This window comes from Psychrobacter sp. GTC18467 (genome assembly GCF_055397455.1).
In genome coordinates, this window is record NZ_AP038920.1 from 2501361 (window position 1) to 2519700 (window position 18340).

At 41.0% G+C, this 18340-nt stretch carries 10 protein-coding genes and 2 pseudogenes; 4 read left to right on the forward strand and 8 right to left on the reverse strand.

Annotated features, from left to right (window positions below):
• Positions 1-16 precede the first annotated feature (16 nt).
• Positions 17-3039, reverse strand: a pseudogene (locus tag ACZ5XY_RS11075) (condensation domain-containing protein).
• 118 nt (positions 3040-3157) lie between these two features.
• Here ACZ5XY_RS11075 and ACZ5XY_RS11080 point away from each other — a divergent pair.
• From ACZ5XY_RS11080 to ACZ5XY_RS11090, 3 genes are all read left to right on the forward strand, one after another.
• The gene (locus ACZ5XY_RS11080) at positions 3158-4765 is read left to right on the forward strand and encodes a (2,3-dihydroxybenzoyl)adenylate synthase (RefSeq protein ID WP_464741652.1); all 1608 of its coding nucleotides are present in this window, start codon (positions 3158-3160) and stop codon (positions 4763-4765) included.
• A 53-nt stretch (positions 4766-4818) separates the two neighbouring features.
• Positions 4819-5682: an isochorismatase family protein gene (locus ACZ5XY_RS11085; RefSeq protein ID WP_464741654.1), complete on the forward strand. Its 864-nt coding sequence runs from the start codon at positions 4819-4821 to the stop codon at positions 5680-5682.
• A 184-nt stretch (positions 5683-5866) separates the two neighbouring features.
• The gene (locus ACZ5XY_RS11090; RefSeq protein WP_464741656.1) at positions 5867-7729 is read left to right on the forward strand and encodes an AMP-binding protein; all 1863 of its coding nucleotides are present in this window, start codon (positions 5867-5869) and stop codon (positions 7727-7729) included.
• An 82-nt stretch (positions 7730-7811) separates the two neighbouring features.
• Here ACZ5XY_RS11090 and dhbA read toward each other — a convergent pair whose 3' ends face one another.
• The 7 genes and pseudogenes from dhbA to ACZ5XY_RS11125 all read right to left on the reverse strand — a co-directional run bounded on the left by dhbA (position 7812) and on the right by ACZ5XY_RS11125 (position 15586).
• The gene (gene dhbA, locus ACZ5XY_RS11095; RefSeq protein WP_464741658.1) at positions 7812-8555 is read right to left on the reverse strand and encodes a 2,3-dihydro-2,3-dihydroxybenzoate dehydrogenase; all 744 of its coding nucleotides are present in this window, start codon (positions 8553-8555) and stop codon (positions 7812-7814) included.
• Between the two features lie 45 nt (positions 8556-8600).
• Entirely contained in the window at positions 8601-9749 is a 1149-nt protein-coding gene (locus tag ACZ5XY_RS11100) for an isochorismate synthase (protein WP_464741660.1), read from the reverse strand.
• A gap of 165 nt (positions 9750-9914) precedes the next feature.
• A complete protein-coding gene (locus ACZ5XY_RS11105; protein ID WP_464741662.1) occupies positions 9915-10715 on the reverse strand; it encodes a 4'-phosphopantetheinyl transferase family protein in 801 nt (266 codons plus the stop codon).
• Positions 10705-11090, reverse strand: a pseudogene (locus ACZ5XY_RS11110) (hypothetical protein). The gene ACZ5XY_RS11105 and the pseudogene ACZ5XY_RS11110 overlap by 11 nt, the downstream one beginning before the upstream one ends.
• 12 nt (positions 11091-11102) lie before the next feature.
• The gene (locus tag ACZ5XY_RS11115) at positions 11103-12710 is read right to left on the reverse strand and encodes an ATP-binding cassette domain-containing protein (protein WP_464741664.1); all 1608 of its coding nucleotides are present in this window, start codon (positions 12708-12710) and stop codon (positions 11103-11105) included.
• Positions 12707-14317 carry an ATP-binding cassette domain-containing protein gene (locus ACZ5XY_RS11120; protein ID WP_464741666.1) on the reverse strand — a complete coding sequence of 537 codons (1611 nt, stop codon included), beginning with the start codon at positions 14315-14317 and terminating at the stop codon, positions 12707-12709. Before ACZ5XY_RS11120 ends, ACZ5XY_RS11115 begins: the two co-directional genes overlap by 4 nt.
• Positions 14318-14443: 126 nt before the next feature.
• On the reverse strand, positions 14444-15586 hold the full coding sequence (locus ACZ5XY_RS11125) for a histidine decarboxylase (RefSeq protein WP_464741668.1): 1143 nt from the start codon (positions 15584-15586) through the stop codon (positions 14444-14446).
• A gap of 484 nt (positions 15587-16070) precedes the next feature.
• On the opposite strand from ACZ5XY_RS11125, the gene ACZ5XY_RS11130 reads away from it, so the two are divergent.
• Positions 16071-18248 (forward strand): condensation domain-containing protein, encoded by a 2178-nt coding sequence (locus tag ACZ5XY_RS11130; RefSeq protein ID WP_464743881.1) that lies wholly within the window; start codon positions 16071-16073, stop codon positions 18246-18248.
• Positions 18249-18340: the final 92 nt, after the last annotated feature.

The window sequence follows — 18340 nt, forward strand, 5'->3', positions numbered from 1 at the left end:
CTCTACTAAAAAACGGTTAATTGTTAAATATTGATTGTTCTGATGTTTGTAATAGTCTTTCGACTTCATTGATATTTTGACAGTACAGCAGCTGCTTTGGAGACAATTCAATGCCATAGGTAGCGTATAGACGCTTTGAAATGGTTTTTAAATGCTGAGGACGTAGTCCCATACTTATAAGGCTCATAGCTTTATTAGCAGATTGAACAGCTGACGGATATTGTGATTGGCTACATGATGGGTAAATGGTATCTAAATAAATACTCAATAACGTATTTTGACCAATCTCTGCGCTCTTATTCACGCTTTTCTCGTCAGTGGCTTTTTGATTGCAAGTCTCTTTTAAATGGGTTAGTGAATAGGTTTCAACTTTAAAATCAAGCGTTCTTGAAGATACAATTCGATGAATCGCTTGCTCAATCAACTGCAAGAAATGGCTGATGTCTGTAGCCGCTATTGCGCAAGGTACATAATCAATATCAAAAACAAGCGCACCATCATGTTGAGTACTAAAGCGAATATCGATAGCGATCTGTGGCGTTTGTGTGAGTCCATTTTCCAAACGCATAGGATTAGTGTCTGGCAGCACGGGCCAAGATAAGCCGTTAGTAATTACAATAGGTAAGACAGGTGCAGCGTTATATTTTTCAAATAATAAACGCGCCAAATCCACACCTGAAAAATGAAGGTGCTGTAATCCCTCAAGCACATCGGCTTGTAATCCGAACGCCCGATCGGGAAAATTCGTTGAACTCGCCAGCCATTGGATAGCAATAAAAGTCGAGTGATTTGAGAGTGACCCTGAATATAAGGGTAAAACAGGCACAGCGACCTGTATAGACGGCTCAGTATACAAATGCGATAGCACCTCTAGGATTAATGCCATAATGATGGAGTTCTTAAACAAGCCTTGCTTAGCAGCTATCTTGCTCAACTGACGAAATGTGTTCGTTGGTACGATTAAACTTTGACGTTTAAATTGGGAAACGCCTAATTGATTGAGTGGTTTGATCCATGGGAAATGGGGCATCTCGTTGAAACAAGACAGCTTTTTATGCCAATATTGCATATCTGCTGCGCGTAAGTCACTCTCAGACTTTTCATCGCTTGTGAGCGAGAGCGTTTCTGCTACGCTTTGCGTAATAGTTTGTCCTTCAAACAGTTCAATGATGATGGATGCAATAGATCGGCCATCTAGGATAAGCCCATCAAAACGGAAAAACACACGTAAAAAACCATCCCTTAATTGAAATACGGTGATGTCCCAAGGGGATTTGTTGAAATCAAAAAGCTGGTGAGTATAAGCGTCTCTATACGAATCTAGATAAGTAGAAATCCTCTCAGACGACACCTCAGTAAGATCAACCTCTGTAAGGTTAAGGACGATGTCCTCACTGACGAACTGGTGTAACTTGGGAATATCTACATGTGTACGTAGGCTGTCATAACGCGTAACTGTTTTAATTAGCCGCCGCTTTAGTACCGCTCTATCCATACGACCATAATATTCTCGAAACTCCTGCATAGCGACACCGCCAAGAGGTAGCTGTGTCGTACGTCCTAATAGATAGGCCTGCTGCATAGCTGATAATGGTTGTCCGCAGGGCTTGTCTCTAGCTGCCAACTTATCAAGTTCGACGCTTTTATTTAATTCTTCATGACAGGTAGTCGATTGTATTTTGTCAAAGTCCACATCGAGAACTATCGGGCTTTTAATGACTTCTCTTAAAAGAGCAATAAACGTCTTAAACCATGACGTTACCCAATCTATTGGCAAAGCATCTAAACGTATGTCCCAATTAATAAGCAAACCATCATCAACCCTCGTTATTTGGGCATCCAAGGCAACCTGTGGACCTTGAGAAATCGTCCAATTCATTGGACCAAAAATATCTCTTACATTTTTAGAAAACAAAGCACCTTTTGGTAAGTCTAAGGCTGCAGTAAAGACAACAGGAGTAAGTTGTGTATCACCATGATAACGAGATAGATCACGCATGATATTGACACCAGCGTAATGAGAGTGCGCTAGCAATTCAATCATTTGACTTGCTATGTTCTGACACAACTCAGCTAAATTTTGAGCGACCTGAGCGTCCACATTGACAATGACAAAATTAGCAAAATCACCAATACATCGCTCGACGTTCTCTACAAGCGGTGCTCGCCAAAAAGTAGGCACGTTGAGCCGAAAAAATGATGTTTGAGTGGCATGGCTGAGTGTGTAAGCAAAGAGACCTAACATCATATTTGAGAACGTGATTTTCTGATGGCGCGCCAGCTGTTGTAACGACTCACAATCGCTATCTGTTAGATACTCACTGAATCGATGGCTTTGAGCTACCTTTGATGCTGTATCAGTCAAAGGCAATACAGGTATGGGTGCAATATCAGGAAGGCGCAATTTCCACCACACACGATCTCTATGACGTCGCTCTTTTAATTGAGCATCTGAACCAACCGCTTGATGCCAGTCAAAGAATGAAGGAATAGGGTCCAAAGGTGCTTTTATGTCTTTGTAAAATAACGCTAAATCTTCCATGAGTCGACAGAAACTAGAAGGGTCTACTGCTATCATATCCGTATCAATATGTAAACGAAAGTCTATTTTATTAAGTAAGCTAATTGAAAATCTTGCTGTTTGACCAATGCTTAAATTTAGCTGTTGGTGTGTCCATTTTTCACGCTTATGATTCAAATATGTCGCTTGTTCTTGGTTATTTAATGTAGTCAAATCTTCAATTTCGAGCAATGTTTTGGATACCGATGACGCAATAGTAGGCGTGCCATCTAAGCTAAGATGCATTCTTAAGATAGCATGCTCCAAATGTAGACGCTGCAAGGCCGCCTCTAGCCTTTGTACGTCAATAGACTGTCCATCAAATTCAACATAGAGATGACCAGACACCCCTCCCAAAAGCTCAGACTCGGTAATACGTCCAAACCAACATGCTGCTTGCATTGATGTTAATTCACTCATTGTGCGTTACTCAGTTGACAAAATAATATATATAAGGCAATGTACCAACATATCAGCAATGATAATCATTATCATTGACAATTGCAAACATTTATTGCTAAATATATAAACGCTATGTATAGGGCTATGACGCACGCCTTCAGTTTTTAAGAACTATGCCTTTAGGATTTTAAAAGTATGACTAAACCATTTGTTAACTTTCATCGTTGGCCTACAGACAAGGCTGAGCATTACGTAGCACAAGGCTATTGGATCAATAAACCGCTCACGCAAATTTTGTCCAAGACCTGTGCAGAAAGCCCTGAGGCTACCGCTATTATCTGTAAAGATCGTCAGTTTAGTTATGCTCAATTAGAGCGCTTGTCCTCAAATCTAGCAACCCGTATAGCAGCCGAAGGAATCGGCATAGGTGATACAGCTTTAGTACAGCTGCCAAACACAGCAGAATTTTATATCGTTTTTTTTGCCTTATTAAAAATCGGTGTCGTACCACTCAATGCACTGCACTCCCATCGGCAGTATGAATTGCGCAACTTTTGCAACCAAATCCGACCAAAACTTCTAATTGTTTCAAACAATCATGAAGTCTTTAAAAACAACCGTTTTGTTGAAGGTCTCCATGCTGCTGAATTGAACCCACAGCTGATATTAAAGCTCGATGATGACTCAAGCGCGTTTGATTTGTCGAAATGGATGGAGGCGATAGATACGAGTGATATTACCTATACACCGACACCGGCTGATGAAGTGGCTTTTTTTCAGTTGTCAGGCGGTAGTACAGGAACGCCCAAGCTGATTCCACGTACGCATAATGACTATTATTATAGCGTTAGAGCCAGTGCTGATATTTGCAAGCTTAATGCAGACACGCGCCTGCTTTGTGCTTTACCTGCTGCTCATAACTTTATGCTGAGCTCTCCTGGTGCGCTCGGTATATTTGATAGTGGAGGATGTGTCGTTATTGCTCCTGACCCAGAACCGTTAAGCTGTTTTTCTATCATTAAAAAACATGCCGTCACGATGGCTTCATTGGTGCCAAGCGCTGTTATTGCCTGGATAGAACAATTTCCGAAATACGCGGATACCTTAGATACATTGCAGTTAATCCAAGTAGGCGGTGCTAATTTTTCAGAATCTTTAGCGCGGCAGGTACCAGAACTATTTGGCTGCCAATTGCAACAGGTTTTTGGCATGGCTGAAGGACTGGTTAATTACACACGCCTAGAAGATTCCGATGAGCAAATTTTCACGAGCCAAGGCCGTCCGATAAGCCCAGATGACGAGGTACTCATTGTCGATGAGCAAGGCAACGCTGTACTAGACGGAAAGGCAGGTATGTTACTTACTCGCGGACCTTATACTTTTCGTGGCTATTACCAAAGTCCCGAACATAATGCTGAGGCATTTGATGACGATGGATTTTATCACTCTGGAGATTTAGTAAAGCGTACGCCTGATGGCAATTTGCAGGTAGTAGGACGGGTCAAAGATCAGATCAATCGTGGTGGAGAAAAAATTGCCTCTGAAGAGATTGAGAATCTCATTTTAGCGCACCCTGATGTTCTAAATGCCGCACTTGTCTCGGTCACAGATGCGCGACTTGGTGAAAAAAGTTGTGCCTACATTGTTGCTCGTCATCCTAATATTAGACCGTCAACACTCAGACGCTATTTGTTACAGCATGGAATTGCTGAGTACAAAATACCTGATCATTTTAAATGGCTTGATTCGATGCCGCTAACCGCTGTTGGAAAGACAGATAAAAAAGCCCTTCGTAACCTTTAGTCAACAAAACACTTAACCACTTTAATTATCTTAAAAACCATAGCGAGTTCAACATGACAATTGCAAAAATTTCTGACTATTTGATGCCTCAACCTGCAAACTATCCTAACAATAAAGTAGATTGGCAACCTGACTCTAAACGTGCCGTTTTATTGATTCATGATATGCAGCGCTATTTTATTAATTTTTATGCGCCCGATAGTCAACTTATCGCTACCCTACTACAAAACTTAGCTCAAATTCGCCGATGGGCACATGAACACAATATACCTGTTGTATACACCGCCCAGCCCTATGAGCAGCCGGCTGAAGATCGTGCGCTACTCAATGATATGTGGGGAACAGGACTGCCCGCCTCTACGCCAGATCAACAGCTTATTGTGGATTCACTCGCACCGGCTGAAGGTGACATTGTCTTAAATAAATGGCGCTATAGTGCGTTTGCGCGCTCAGACTTGCGTGAACTTATGCACAGCTGGAATCGAGACCAATTGATTGTTGGTGGGGTCTATGCACATATTGGATGTATGGTTACTGCAATAGATGCATTTATGAGCGATGTTCAGTGCTTTTTGGTTGGCGACGCTGTTGCCGACTTCTCAGAAAAGGAGCATCAAATGGCGCTAACGTATGTATCCTCACGCTGTGGTCAAGTGGTAGACACCCGCACGTTAATAGACAGCACTGCGAAAAAAATAACACAACAGTGGCTACATACACGAGTTGAACAGCTTATCGAAGAAGACGAAGAGATTGACCCAGATGAAAGTTTAATTGTCTATGGTCTAGACTCCCTTAGAATTATGCAGCTTGCCTCTGAGCTTAAATCTTACGGTATTGACATTGGTTTTGAGGATATTGCTCGTAACCCAACACTTTCAAACTGGTGGGCGTTAATACAAGCACGCCAGCAATAATATCTAGTATAAAAGCCGAACCTGACCAAACATAATCAACAGATAAAATATGCTCTAGGGCATGTCCCTAATTGAAACGTTTATCACCATTTTAAAATAGAGATACGCCCTAGTCCTATGGCCTACAGGCTGAGCAAATTTCGCTCAGAGACCACAAAGCGTATGAAAAATAGATGAGCATGCAATGACAACAGCATCACCTTATAAAAACAAACAAGAGACAGCTCTTGCCAAGATCGTTTTATGTGACTATCTTAAGGCGATTAAAAACAACCTGTTTATCAAAAACAGTCATAAAACTGCATTGGTTTTCAATGAAAATAACATCAGCTATTATAAAATGGGTCAAGACGTTGCAACACTGATATCAGCATTTGAGCAAGAAGGATTGAACGCTGAATCAGTAGTCGCTATTTGTTTACCCAAAGGCCCTGAACATATTTACACGACGCTTGCCTGCGCGTTGATGGGTATTGTATGGTTGCCAATAGACATGGCATCGCCGCCAGCAAGACTTGCCTACTTATTATCAAACAGTTGCGCAGACATTGCCGTGAGTACAGCGCCCTTACATCAGATACCTACGCTTTGTATCAATAAATTGCTTGAAAACCCTGAGCCAATAGCCCTTACAGATCATCATTTTGGTTATACTTTGGATCGCCTGCCCGCTTACTACCTGTATACCTCTGGCAGCACAGGTACACCAAAATGTGTGGTCTTGAACAATCAAGCCACTGCCCATGTTTTACAGCAGACCATTCAGCACTGGAACATCTGCTCTGATGATGTGTTCATAGCGCTCACGCCTTTTCATCATGATATGTCGGTATTCGATATTTTTGCATCAATATCTATTGGTGCAACGCTAGTCATACCAACTGAGGTCCAGCAAAAGGACGCTGTTCAATGGGCCAAACTGGTTGCTGCCAATAAAGTCACTATTTGGTGCAGTGTTCCTGCTATCGTAGATATGTTATTCACTGTTGGACATACCAAACAACTCACTACCTTGCGCTTAATTGCCCAAGGCGGAGATTATATTAAACCTGCATTGGTTGCTCAGCTAAGAACAAAGCTTCCTCATATTCGACTATTTTCTTTAGGTGGACCAACAGAAACAACGATTTGGAGCATATGGCACGAAATTGATGAAAATGACAAAGACATTATTCCCTATGGCAAACCATTAGAAGGTAATCAATACTTTATCCTTGATAAGGAGCAAAATCCCTGTGCTGTAGGCGAAATTGGCAACATGTATATGACGGGTATTAACTTAGCTAATGGCTATCTGCGTAATGGAGAAATATACCATTCAGACTTTGTTAGTATTGAAACACCTCGTAATGACACCGAGTCTGCTTTTCGAATGAGTGATTTGGGTTATTTTCGAACTGATAACACTATTGTTTTTTCAGGACGTGAAGAAGGATATCTAAAAGTCAAAGGCGTAAGAATCGCTGCTACTGAAATTGAAAATATCTTAGCCAAACATCCTATGGTCCATAATGCAGTAGTGATGAGTTGCACGCACCCTACAACCGATATCGATGAATTGATCGCTATGTATACAATTGATTCAAACACACCCCATAAGCACTTGAATGCACTGCAGTTAAAAGAGCATCTAAAAATACATCTACCAGCCTCACATATTCCCTCTAAGTTCTTAGTAATAAAAGAGTTGCCTTTAACAGCGAATAATAAAGTCGATCGTCAAAGCTTGCGTATATTTGCTCAAGCAAAGCTTGCTATCAACGCTTCTCTTTCTATTCGTACGCCCAATCATTTGAGTCATCAAGTCGCGTCATCAGAAATCGCCGTTTACGTCTTAACCTTATTTAAACAGTATGCACCAGAATATCAGACCCAAATAAATACTACAGGTTATAAAACGGCTATTTCGACACTACATATCAAACCAAAACAGCTTATGAAAATTGCAACTCAATTGGCCGAGCGACTAAACATTTCTATGGATTTTTATTCATTGGTGGCCTGTCAGACTATTGAAGATGTGATTAAAAAATGCAGTACAACCTAAAGTAAATTACTACAAAAACAAGGTCTGCAAATGCAGACCTTGTTTTTCATCAACCCCACTAAATATTGTAGATGTATAAAGTCTAACACCCTAAAGTCGCTCCACCATCGACGACCAAATCGTGCATAGTGATTTGAGAGGATTGGTCACTGATAAAAAACATGACCGCGTTAGTAATATCCCGTACCTGCGCGATTTTTTGTAACGGTATCCCCAGCTTATACTGCGATAAATTACCTAAAATCGCTTGCTGCTCACCCTTATCATCTGACCATAGCTGTGTTTGCATGGCAGTTTTCGTAGAGCCAGGCGAGACGATATTAACTCTCACGCCATATTCAGAAAGCTCTAACGCGGCTGTTTTCACAAAATAAGTCAATGCTGCTTTTGATGCTCCATATGCTGACATATTCAATCGTGGCATGCGGGCTGAGTTTGATGAAATGACGACAATATTTCCGTTTCTTTTTGCTTTAAAATAAGGCGTTAGCTTTTGAAGAAAATGGAATGTCGAAGATACATTAACAGCAAAAGTATCCCTCCAGTTATCAGAAGATATATCATGGTGTTTTGCGACATGTAAAATGCCCGCCACATGAATAAAATAATCAGGTGGACTTACCTTTAATAGCATATCACAAAGTTTAGTAATCTGTGCTTCATCACGAATGTCACAAGTATGCACCCGCTGCTGTAACGCCTCAGGCAAATTGTCTTTTAATTTATCTATGCCAACCACCTCAATTTTCTCTGTTAAAAGACGCTGCATGACATCAAGGCCAATACCTTGATTGACACCTACAACCCACGCCGTTTTTTTAGCCATCTTACCACTCCTTAAATGGGATACACCCGTAAACCCTATTGTTATCTATGAATGACATAGATTAAGCATGGTTTTCATTTTGGCTTGTGTTTCTAGCCACTCAGATTCTGGGTTAGACCCCTCAACAATACCAGCACCCGCATATAAACGTAAGCTTGAATCATTCAACAACCCGCAACGAATCGTCACAACCCACTCACCATTGCCTTCTGCATCCATCCAACCGACCAGCCCTGAGTAATAGCCACGGTCATAACCCTCATTATCTAATATGAATTTCTTGGCAAGTGGTGTTGGTGTGCCACAAACAGCAGGGGTCGGATGTAGTTTTAGGGCTAGACTCAGTGCATTCGGCGATTTTTCTTTAAGTGTGCCTTGTAGTGTTGAAGAAAGATGAAACATTGTAGAGGTCTCTAAAATGTCTGGAAACTCAGAAATCTTAAGCTCAACGCAGTCAGATATTAAATTGCGCGATATGTTTTCAACCACGATTTGGTGTTCGTTTTGGTCTTTAACTGAATCGTATAATGCTCGTTGATTTTGTTGATTATGCTCTATGTTCTCAAGCTTTGGTCTGGAGCCTGCCAAAGGATTGCTCTTAACCATTCGACTGCTTTTAGATAACAGCAGCTCTGGACTTGCCCCTAAAAGGTATTGATGCTTATCAACTGGTATTACGAAATTATAGGCAGTGGGATTTTGTTCTAGCAAAGCTCTCATATAGGCTGTTAAATCTTGTGTGCCATCAAAACTAAAATCAATGGCTTGAGACAATACTATTTTTTTAAGCGCTGTCGTTTTAAAAACCTCTAAAGCTTGGTGAACAGTGCTTTCAAATTTGCCTTGCTCAATCAGTAAAGACTTTCGCACAATTTGTGTTTCATTTTTTATAGTGTTAAGTCTTTGTGGTTTTTTATCTGACTTGTCATAACTGCGGTAAAAGTTTAAAAGAGACTTTTTAGTGGTATCAAAAGGTATTGCACCTATCAATATGGGACTCTTGTAGCCATCATCTTCCATTTGTTTAAAACATGCATCGATATCTTGATTGAGTTCATTCATGTCTGATGCAGGTGTCGTCAAAGTGTGCGAAAATTCCGTAGCTTCCAGATAATAGTTATTGGTTGAAAAACATGAAAAATCTTTTTTCGTTAGATCGCTCAATGGGTTTTGTAGATAGTCTTGTGAAGTCATGAATACTGTCTCACCTTATTAATAATGATAATATTTTTAATATTGATAATTATTATCATATATAGGTTGTGTTCTGGTGTGGGTTATATAAATTTATATACGGCTACATCTAACTCCTTCTTTCAAAATGATATAAACTTACAATGGTTTAATGGGCAGCCCATCTTATATAATCAAAGTAGGAATCTCTGTACAAATAGTAATTACATTGTTTTGGGTGAAATAAAACGATACTTTGACGTTTACACTATAGATATGCTGATCCAGCGCGGGTACGGTAAATTCAACAAAGTTATCCTTCATTCTTATATATTTGATATCAAAAAAGCTCAGAAATATACTGAATTTATTGTAAACGGCTTTAATAATGCTTTCTTTTGCTGAAAAAATGATTAAGTAACTGTATGGCTCCTTACCCTCTAACAAATGTGCTTGTTCTTGATCATTTAAAAAGGCAAGTGGCAATAGCGTTTCATTTTTAAAATAAGCATTGTTTTTTTTGGCTTCTATATCAATACCTACTCCTTGGAATTTTGCCTTGGCTTTCTGAACATAAGCAACGGCAGTAGATGAATGCTTAGTGCTCGTGTGACTGATACTGCCACAAATATTATTTGGCCATAATGGTTCACCCTTGGCGCCTTTTGGTATTTGCGCATCTTCTAAACCGAATGGCGCTAATGCAAATTTGGCAGATAAGCGACCTGCAAAAAACTCCAAGCGCCGCTTTTTAGATGCGTGTGTGAGTACCTCCGATAAAGCGATATTAAAATATTGATACAACTTATCTATCTCAAAATCTTCAGTAAGCAGTGTTATAGAAATTTTATGTAGTGAATGATGAGCCAAAAACAATGGAGTATGCTCAATAACTATGTGCTGCTCTATAGTCATTACTTGTTGTATTTTTAGTACCAATAACACTGTGCTGCTACTCACCTCACTATTTATAAGGCTAGATTTCATATATCAAGCAAGCCTCTATCGTTTTAAGCAGTTGCCTCAAAGAGTGTGGATTCAAAAAATAAAAGTGATTACCCTCAAGCGTATAAGAGCCCAGAAACCTCTCTGAGTGCTGCTGCCAGTCTTTCATCATGACTTGATTTGGGATATCTGGTTCATCTGTGCCACAAAATGTCACTAACGGGACGCTTGTCGTAATTTTGGGTCATCACTCAGCGGCTCGTTAGGCTTGATGCCATGACCTGAGTACTCTATCGGTATGATGTTAATATGAGTCTTGCTCAAGGTATCTACCGCTCGTCTCCATGGCATATAGATAGCAGAACTACTGCCAGTTGGGGGTAAACAAAACATATTATAAGCATCGACTGTTTGCATAAAACTTATTCACTATAGCGTAAGAGCACGTTCACCATCTAAGACTATCGTCTGCGTTGGCTGCCAAATAGAAGCATCACGATGCGTCACTACAATAACTGTCGTGGACAACGACCGTATGACACTAGCAATATCTCGCTCTGTCTTTTCATCCAAAGCAGAAGTGGCTTCATCTAATATCAAGATTGGTGCTTGTTTGATTAAGGCTCTTGCTAATGCTACGCGCTGGCGCTCGCCTCCAGATAAGGCGCTGCCTTGCTGCCCTACTGACTGATGTATACCTTCAGGCGCGCGGTTAACCACAGCGCCTAATGTTACTTTTTGAGCGACGGCTGCAATCTCATCATCTGATGCTTGTGGATTACCGATACGAATATTGTCAGCCAGCGTCCCGGTAAAGATAATTGGGTCTTGCGCCACGTAGGCAATATTAGCGGCAAGCGTGGCATACGGCATATCATTGAGCTTAATATTGCCCATCGAGATGTGACCCTGTTCTGGATCATTAAAACGCATCAACAGTTCAAGCAATGTGCTTTTACCGCCACCGCTTGCGCCCGTCACCAAAACCCGACTGCCTTCTGGTATATCAGTATTGATATTCTTTAAGCTTGGCATATGACTCACTGCACAAACGCTAATGTTATAACTAGTAGGTGCAGGTACTGTAATGGTAGGTTCTGATAGCACGGGTGTGTTTATTACTTGCTGATAGCTCTTTAAAGAAGCACGAAAATCATTAATGCCAAGCCCTGCCAGCGCCAATTCGCCAAGCGGGGCAGCAGCACGACCGACCAAAACCAGCACCGCCAATACCATTACAGCGCTATCAAGCCCCATAACAATTAGATAGATAGCAATGCCCGCCATAGGTAGCACACTCGCTAAATTTGAGAGAAATATCGCTGTAGCGGATGACTTATTGGTATTTCTTAACATATTTTCTTGAACACGCCAGCGCTGCTCCAGACGCTCTATCGCGCGGATTGGACCTGCCGCTGTTCTCAGCAGTTCAATATGATCAACCCATTCAAGTGTAGCCTCAGAGGCGTTTGCTTCTGCTTTATGCCGTTTCGCATCAGCGCGGCTTAGGACTTGCTGTGACAACACTTGTATAGTCAATGACAATACGAGTAATACAACGGCTACCAAAGCCACTTTGACACCAGCAAGCAAACCAAGACCAAAAACCAAAAACAGTGGAATACAGGGTGCGTGTAAAAAAATTTGGAGCTGATGCGCGGGAATACTCATAAATCCTGGTATACCCTGACCTGCAATCGTCGCTACTTGGGTACGATGTTCGTTGGTAAACCATGACAGTTTGGTACGAGCAAGTGACTGCCCCAAAGCGGCATACAAATCTCCTGCCAGTCGCACGCCTGTCAGATAGCCCGAACGATTCACCAATACTGTAGCGACAATTGCAATACCTGCACTAATCATAATCCATATAGGCGGTCTATGATAAACAATACCAAAGGCCAATACTGTGTAGGCAACCGCCTCTAATGCAGCAACCACTATCCAGCCGATGCCTACGCTCATTAAGCGTCGACGAGCAACAGATGGTAATGGGGATACTGATTTTTGGTGCACTGTTTTAATAGCAAGACTCATGATAAACCCTTTGAATCAGTGTTAAGTGTCAGCTCTAATTGCGCATCGGCCTTTTCTGCCAGTGATTTATCATGTGTGACCATAATGATCGTTTTTTCTTTATCGTGTGCCAATTGTGTCAATGCTTCGAGCAGTTTTAGCGCCTTTGTCTGATCCAACGCGCTTGTCGGTTCATCGAGTAATATGATAGGCGCTGGTGATAAAAACACACTTGCAATACCGATACGTTGTCGCTCGCCTCCTGAGAGCGATTGAGTATTGGTATCAAGGTTTATAGTAAGTTGCGCGTTTTCTAGAGCCGCCTCAAGTTGTTCATCCGTAGCATTAGGCACAAACAGAGTTAAGTTCTCTCTTACGGTAGCTGGCAGGACTTGCCCGCCTTGTGGTACAAACAATAAAAGCGCGTGTCTGGCTTGTTCATCTAATTGAGACAGATGGGTTTGGGACAACTGCACCTGTCCTGACTGTAGTGGCTCAAGTCCAGCCAGTACACGTAGTAAAGTGGTTTTACCCACACCACTAGGACCTGTTATTGCATTCACACTATTTGTTTTAAAAGTATGTGTTAGTCCAGAGATGACTTGTACGTTATCTATAGATACCTTGGTATTTTTAAGTGTCAGTGTTAATGGCATTTCTACCTGTTTCACTTGACCTTTAGGTAATGTAGGCTGCTGCAATAATGTTATTAGCCTAGCCGCCGCTGACTTCCCTGCGCTCACATAATCCAACCCGTGCCCTAAGCGTAATACGGGGTTGACCACTGCCAAACTGAAAAATAGTGTCGCAGCAATAGTGGTTGCACCCTCGTTATAGGAAACAAGATACGCAATCGCAAATGTTGATACCGCCTGTAGCAAAGCCACCGCTATGCCTGCTAAGGTAGCAACCTTACCCACCCACATGACCATACTATCCGTGAAGCGTTTGGTCGAATCATGATACGCTGCCAAAGCACCAGATTGTCTACCATAGATACGGTTGACTCGAATGCCTCGTGCATAATCATCTACCGCCGCAATCACTTCACCCATTACCTGCATTCGCGCTGCCCCATCTCGTGTAGTGACTTTTGGAACTATAACCAAGTAATATAATGAGGCGATAACACCAGGGAGTAAGACCCATAACGCCATAGACCCTACCATACTCACCAACAATAAAATCGAGGCCAAGGGCAAGACCACAAAGTTAGCAACTTCTGAAGGCAGATGAGCTACCATATGATGTAATGTTGCAATATCATCGGATACTAAACGGCGTAAAGCGTGATCGCCTTGTTTAGCTAGTGTGATCGCTGGTAGGCGGGTCACATGATTGGCAACTTGACGCCGCAATTTGGCAGAAAAGGCTGCCTCTGCATCATGAGCCAACCACGATGAGGCTGCTATTAATACAGCTCCTATTAACCATAACAACGTAGCAGTAAAGATCCACTGCAAAGAGATATCACCAATTAATCTAACCAAGCACCAAAGCGCTCCTAACATAGCCAAACCTGAAATACATGACAGCACTGTCCCAGCAAGAAGCTTAGGTAAAGCAGGTCGCAAAGCTGGTGTTATCAATGGATTGGTCATTAAGCTGTATAAATTCAACGCACTCATTCTTGTTCCCATTGACCGCGAATTGTCAGTTTCATAGATTTTGTCCAACACTCATATTCGTCACCAAGCTTTAGCAGCCAGTGACTTTAATGTAAAAATGTGAAGAATATAGCGGCTAGATTAGCCTTAGCTGGCTTGAGCGGTTGTTTGTAGACTATCGACCATTTCCTCAATCAAAGCATCGATTTTTCGACTGTCTTTATGATGACCTGTCGTGATCAGATGAGCACTAGAGCCAGAGACTGCCAAACCGTACTTTTTCCAAATCTTTTTAGAAGGGCAAGGAAACACTACAGTAATAGAATTGGGATTTCGCCACGCCTCTACCCCAGCTGCTTGAAATCTCTCGACAGCATATTGCGCCATTTTTAAGCAATGTTGGATACGTTGCTGCCACTGTAAAAATGAATGATTACGAATAGCAGCCCACATTATTAAAACAGAATGACCATTGCGAGAGCCGCTAATGGTTTGATCTCGTGCTGCAATATAATCAATATCTACTGCAATACGACTTACATTTCTGCGTTTTGCAACGACAATACCGCAAGGCATCGGTGAGCCAATCATTTTATGTCCAGAGACACTGATTGAATCAATGCCGTCTGCAAATGAAAACGGCTGAGGGCTATCTACAAAGGGTAAAATCATGCCACTCAAGGCAGCATCTGCATGTAAATAATAATCTTGACGTTTGATGCCGATATCCTGCAAGCGTTGTTGAATTATTCTAATATTGTCTGTAGCGCCAAACATAGTCGTTCCAATATTGGCAAAGATAATGGGGTTTTTATCTCCATTATTCTCTACTTTGCGAATAAGATCATCGTAATCTATCTCGCCATTCTCTAACGAGTCAACGACACAGGATTTTATTCTTAATAATCTAACAATCTTTAAAACTGAATAATGTGTCTGTTCTGAGTAGTACAAGGTTGCATTTGGAAACAGCTCTCTTGCTACGTAACAACCGAACATATTCCCCTCAGTTCCGCCATTTGTGACATAGCCCCAACTGTCCTGAAAAGGTATTTGAAACAAACCAGCAAAGTAACTCATGACTTCTTTTTCGAACTCAAATGAGTTTAAAGCGTAGTTACTTGGTGATTCCCAATCCCCGCAATTGTTTAAAGAAAAATCAAAAAATCGGTATAAAGAAGCGTAATCAAAATCTGCAGACTCAGGATAGCCAATATTGAAATACTGATTTTCTAAACAATAACGCCAAAAACGATCAAGACGATTTTCACTAATTGCAGATAAGACCATACTTAACCTCATTATTATTTCGTATGCCAGCAGGTTGTTATCAAGCTGCTATAAAGATGTCTGAGCAAGCAAGCTGTCTCTTGATATCTTATAGGCAGTATTAATATTCTTGACAATAGTCCGCATTATAACGATAATGATAATAATAATCAACATCATTTAGATTAAAGTTAAAAAATTTGCTGATATATCTATATAACAGCTTGTTTAATGCACTGCCTGTAAAAACGGGATTCTAACCAGTTATATCGATATCATACATATCTATATAGAGAAGGTCGCGTCAATGAACAGGATATAAGATAACAATAAGCTATTGATAACTGGAGATAATTTAATAGACAAAAGTAATTACCTATAGCTAAAATTATAGCAACGATGCGCTACCTAATACGATTAAATAGGAAAAAATATGTCGGCACAGAACCCGATCTTAAATACCAATACGCTTATGCCCGTTAGCGACTATGAAGAACAAATTTGGATGCAACAGTTACAGCAACCTGAGCAGGTCACACGTCATGTTGGCGTTTGGACTCTAGGCGACAATACCGATAATCCGAGGCTGATACAAGCAGTTGAAAATAGTATTGAGGGTATACCGGACTTGAATGTCAGATACTACTTTAGTGAAGATGGCGACCTGAGCAAATATAAATATGATTCTGCTAAATGTTGCTTACACACTTTAAGATTAGATGACCTCGACCTCCATAAATATGTCTCTAATCTCAAAAAAATACCTTGGAATGCAGCATCTAACCCGCCTTTTCAATCCTTTATCATCCATACTAAAAATGACATTGCGCTCATTTTAGAGCTGCATCCAATACTCGATCAGATTTGCCAACTGACCGATATAATCAAAGCGATACAGCAGCATTACAATGAGCAGATGGAAGAAAAAAACACGCTTAACCTAACAAAGATTGATACCAGCTTTATAGACAAACAGACTAGGTCGAATGATTTATTACTGAATAAAAATCAACTCACTAGCATCATCTTACAAGAGTTTCGTGCCACTCTTGCAGAGCCTAGTATGACTGAGCATGATGACTTTTTTGATTATGGTGGGCACTCACTGTTGGCCACTCGTATCATCGGCAAGCTGATGCAGTCTCACGGTATTGAAATTGTATTTAATGACTTTTTTAAATCGCCTTCGGCTGCCGCGCTAGCACAATATGTCTTTACTAATCATACTGATATAGCACTTGCAGGTGTCAATACCCGTGATTTTAATTCTGTTAATAGCAACATTGGTGACAATAAAGACGACAGTAGTGCTACTTTTAAGCATGAGGCACAAGCGCCTTTGACGCTAGCACAGCAGTTTTTATGGCACGCTTATACTAATTACGATTTTAGTCCCATATACAATTTACCATTTGCTATCGCTTTTTCTGATAAGGTTGATGAACATATACTCTATGAAGCCTTTATCGATATTGTCGAGCGTCATGCCAGCCTGCGTACGATGTTTCAAACACAAGAGGATGTAACCACACAACGTATTATTCCAATCCAAGAGTTAGAGCGGTATAAGTGGTTTTGGTTCAGTGATGAAAGTCAAGGTGTGACGCTTGCTGATGAAGCTGCTTACCGTTTTGAACTTTTATGTGAGCTGCCACTAAGGATTCGTTTTTTGCCCAGCACACCAAACGAACCGCAAGTTTTGTCCTTACTCATACATCACATGGTCATTGATGAATGGTCTTTAAACACCATCATGAAAGATCTTTCTTACGCCTATAGAGTTCGTACAAACAGTCAAGCGCCGCATTGGAATACAGCAGCAGGTAATATAAATGACTTTGCAATGTTGCAGCAAAAACAAGGCATTAATCAGCAACACGTTGACTATTGGGTTAAGATGCTACGCGGTGCACCTAAGGGTCTAACCCTTGCTGATCCAAATAGCGAAGCTGCAGTAGCCAACGTGTTATCAACCAAAGCAAAATGGATAAATCTCGACTTAGGCACATCTGCTTATAAGAGTCTTTTGACGGTTGCTCGACAGTCTGGTTCATCTTTGTTTAGTGTTATTTATACCGCTATTGCATTATCTTTATATATACACAGTGATGCAAAAGATATCGTCATCGGCACCTCAGCATCAGGTCGTACTGACCCAGAATTTTTTGACACTGTAGGCTATTTTACAACGATGGTTGCTCATCGTATCTTATTCGATGCTGATCAATCTATTGAGTCACTACTCAATGACATCACCTTCATTATTAATGACTCAGTGAATTATGCTGATATTCCCATTGATCTTATTCAAAAGTCACTTGGTATGAGCACAGACGATGGGCTATTATTCGATGTCTATATTCATATTCATTCAAACAATGCTCTAAATGGGTCATTAGACACTTCTAGCGGTAGTGTTCGCTATACGCAAATACCACCAATAAAAGACAATTCGATGTTTGGTCTACATTTTGAAATTATGGATAATATACTGGATAATGGACAACATGCTCTGCACTTAGTAACAACTTATCAAGAAGATCGCTACTCTTCCGCTCTTGTAGAAAACATTTGCACCAAGATTCGCCAAATATTGACGTTATTAACGACCACTAATGGCAGTCAATATCGGCTTAGTCAACTGCCGTTACTGCCATTATCCACACGAATTTGCTTAGGATAGCCATGCCACTGAGCCAACTGATCAAGATACCGAATCACTCTCAAGGATGGGATGCTGGTACCAATATCAATGCCTAATGCCTTTGGTACACG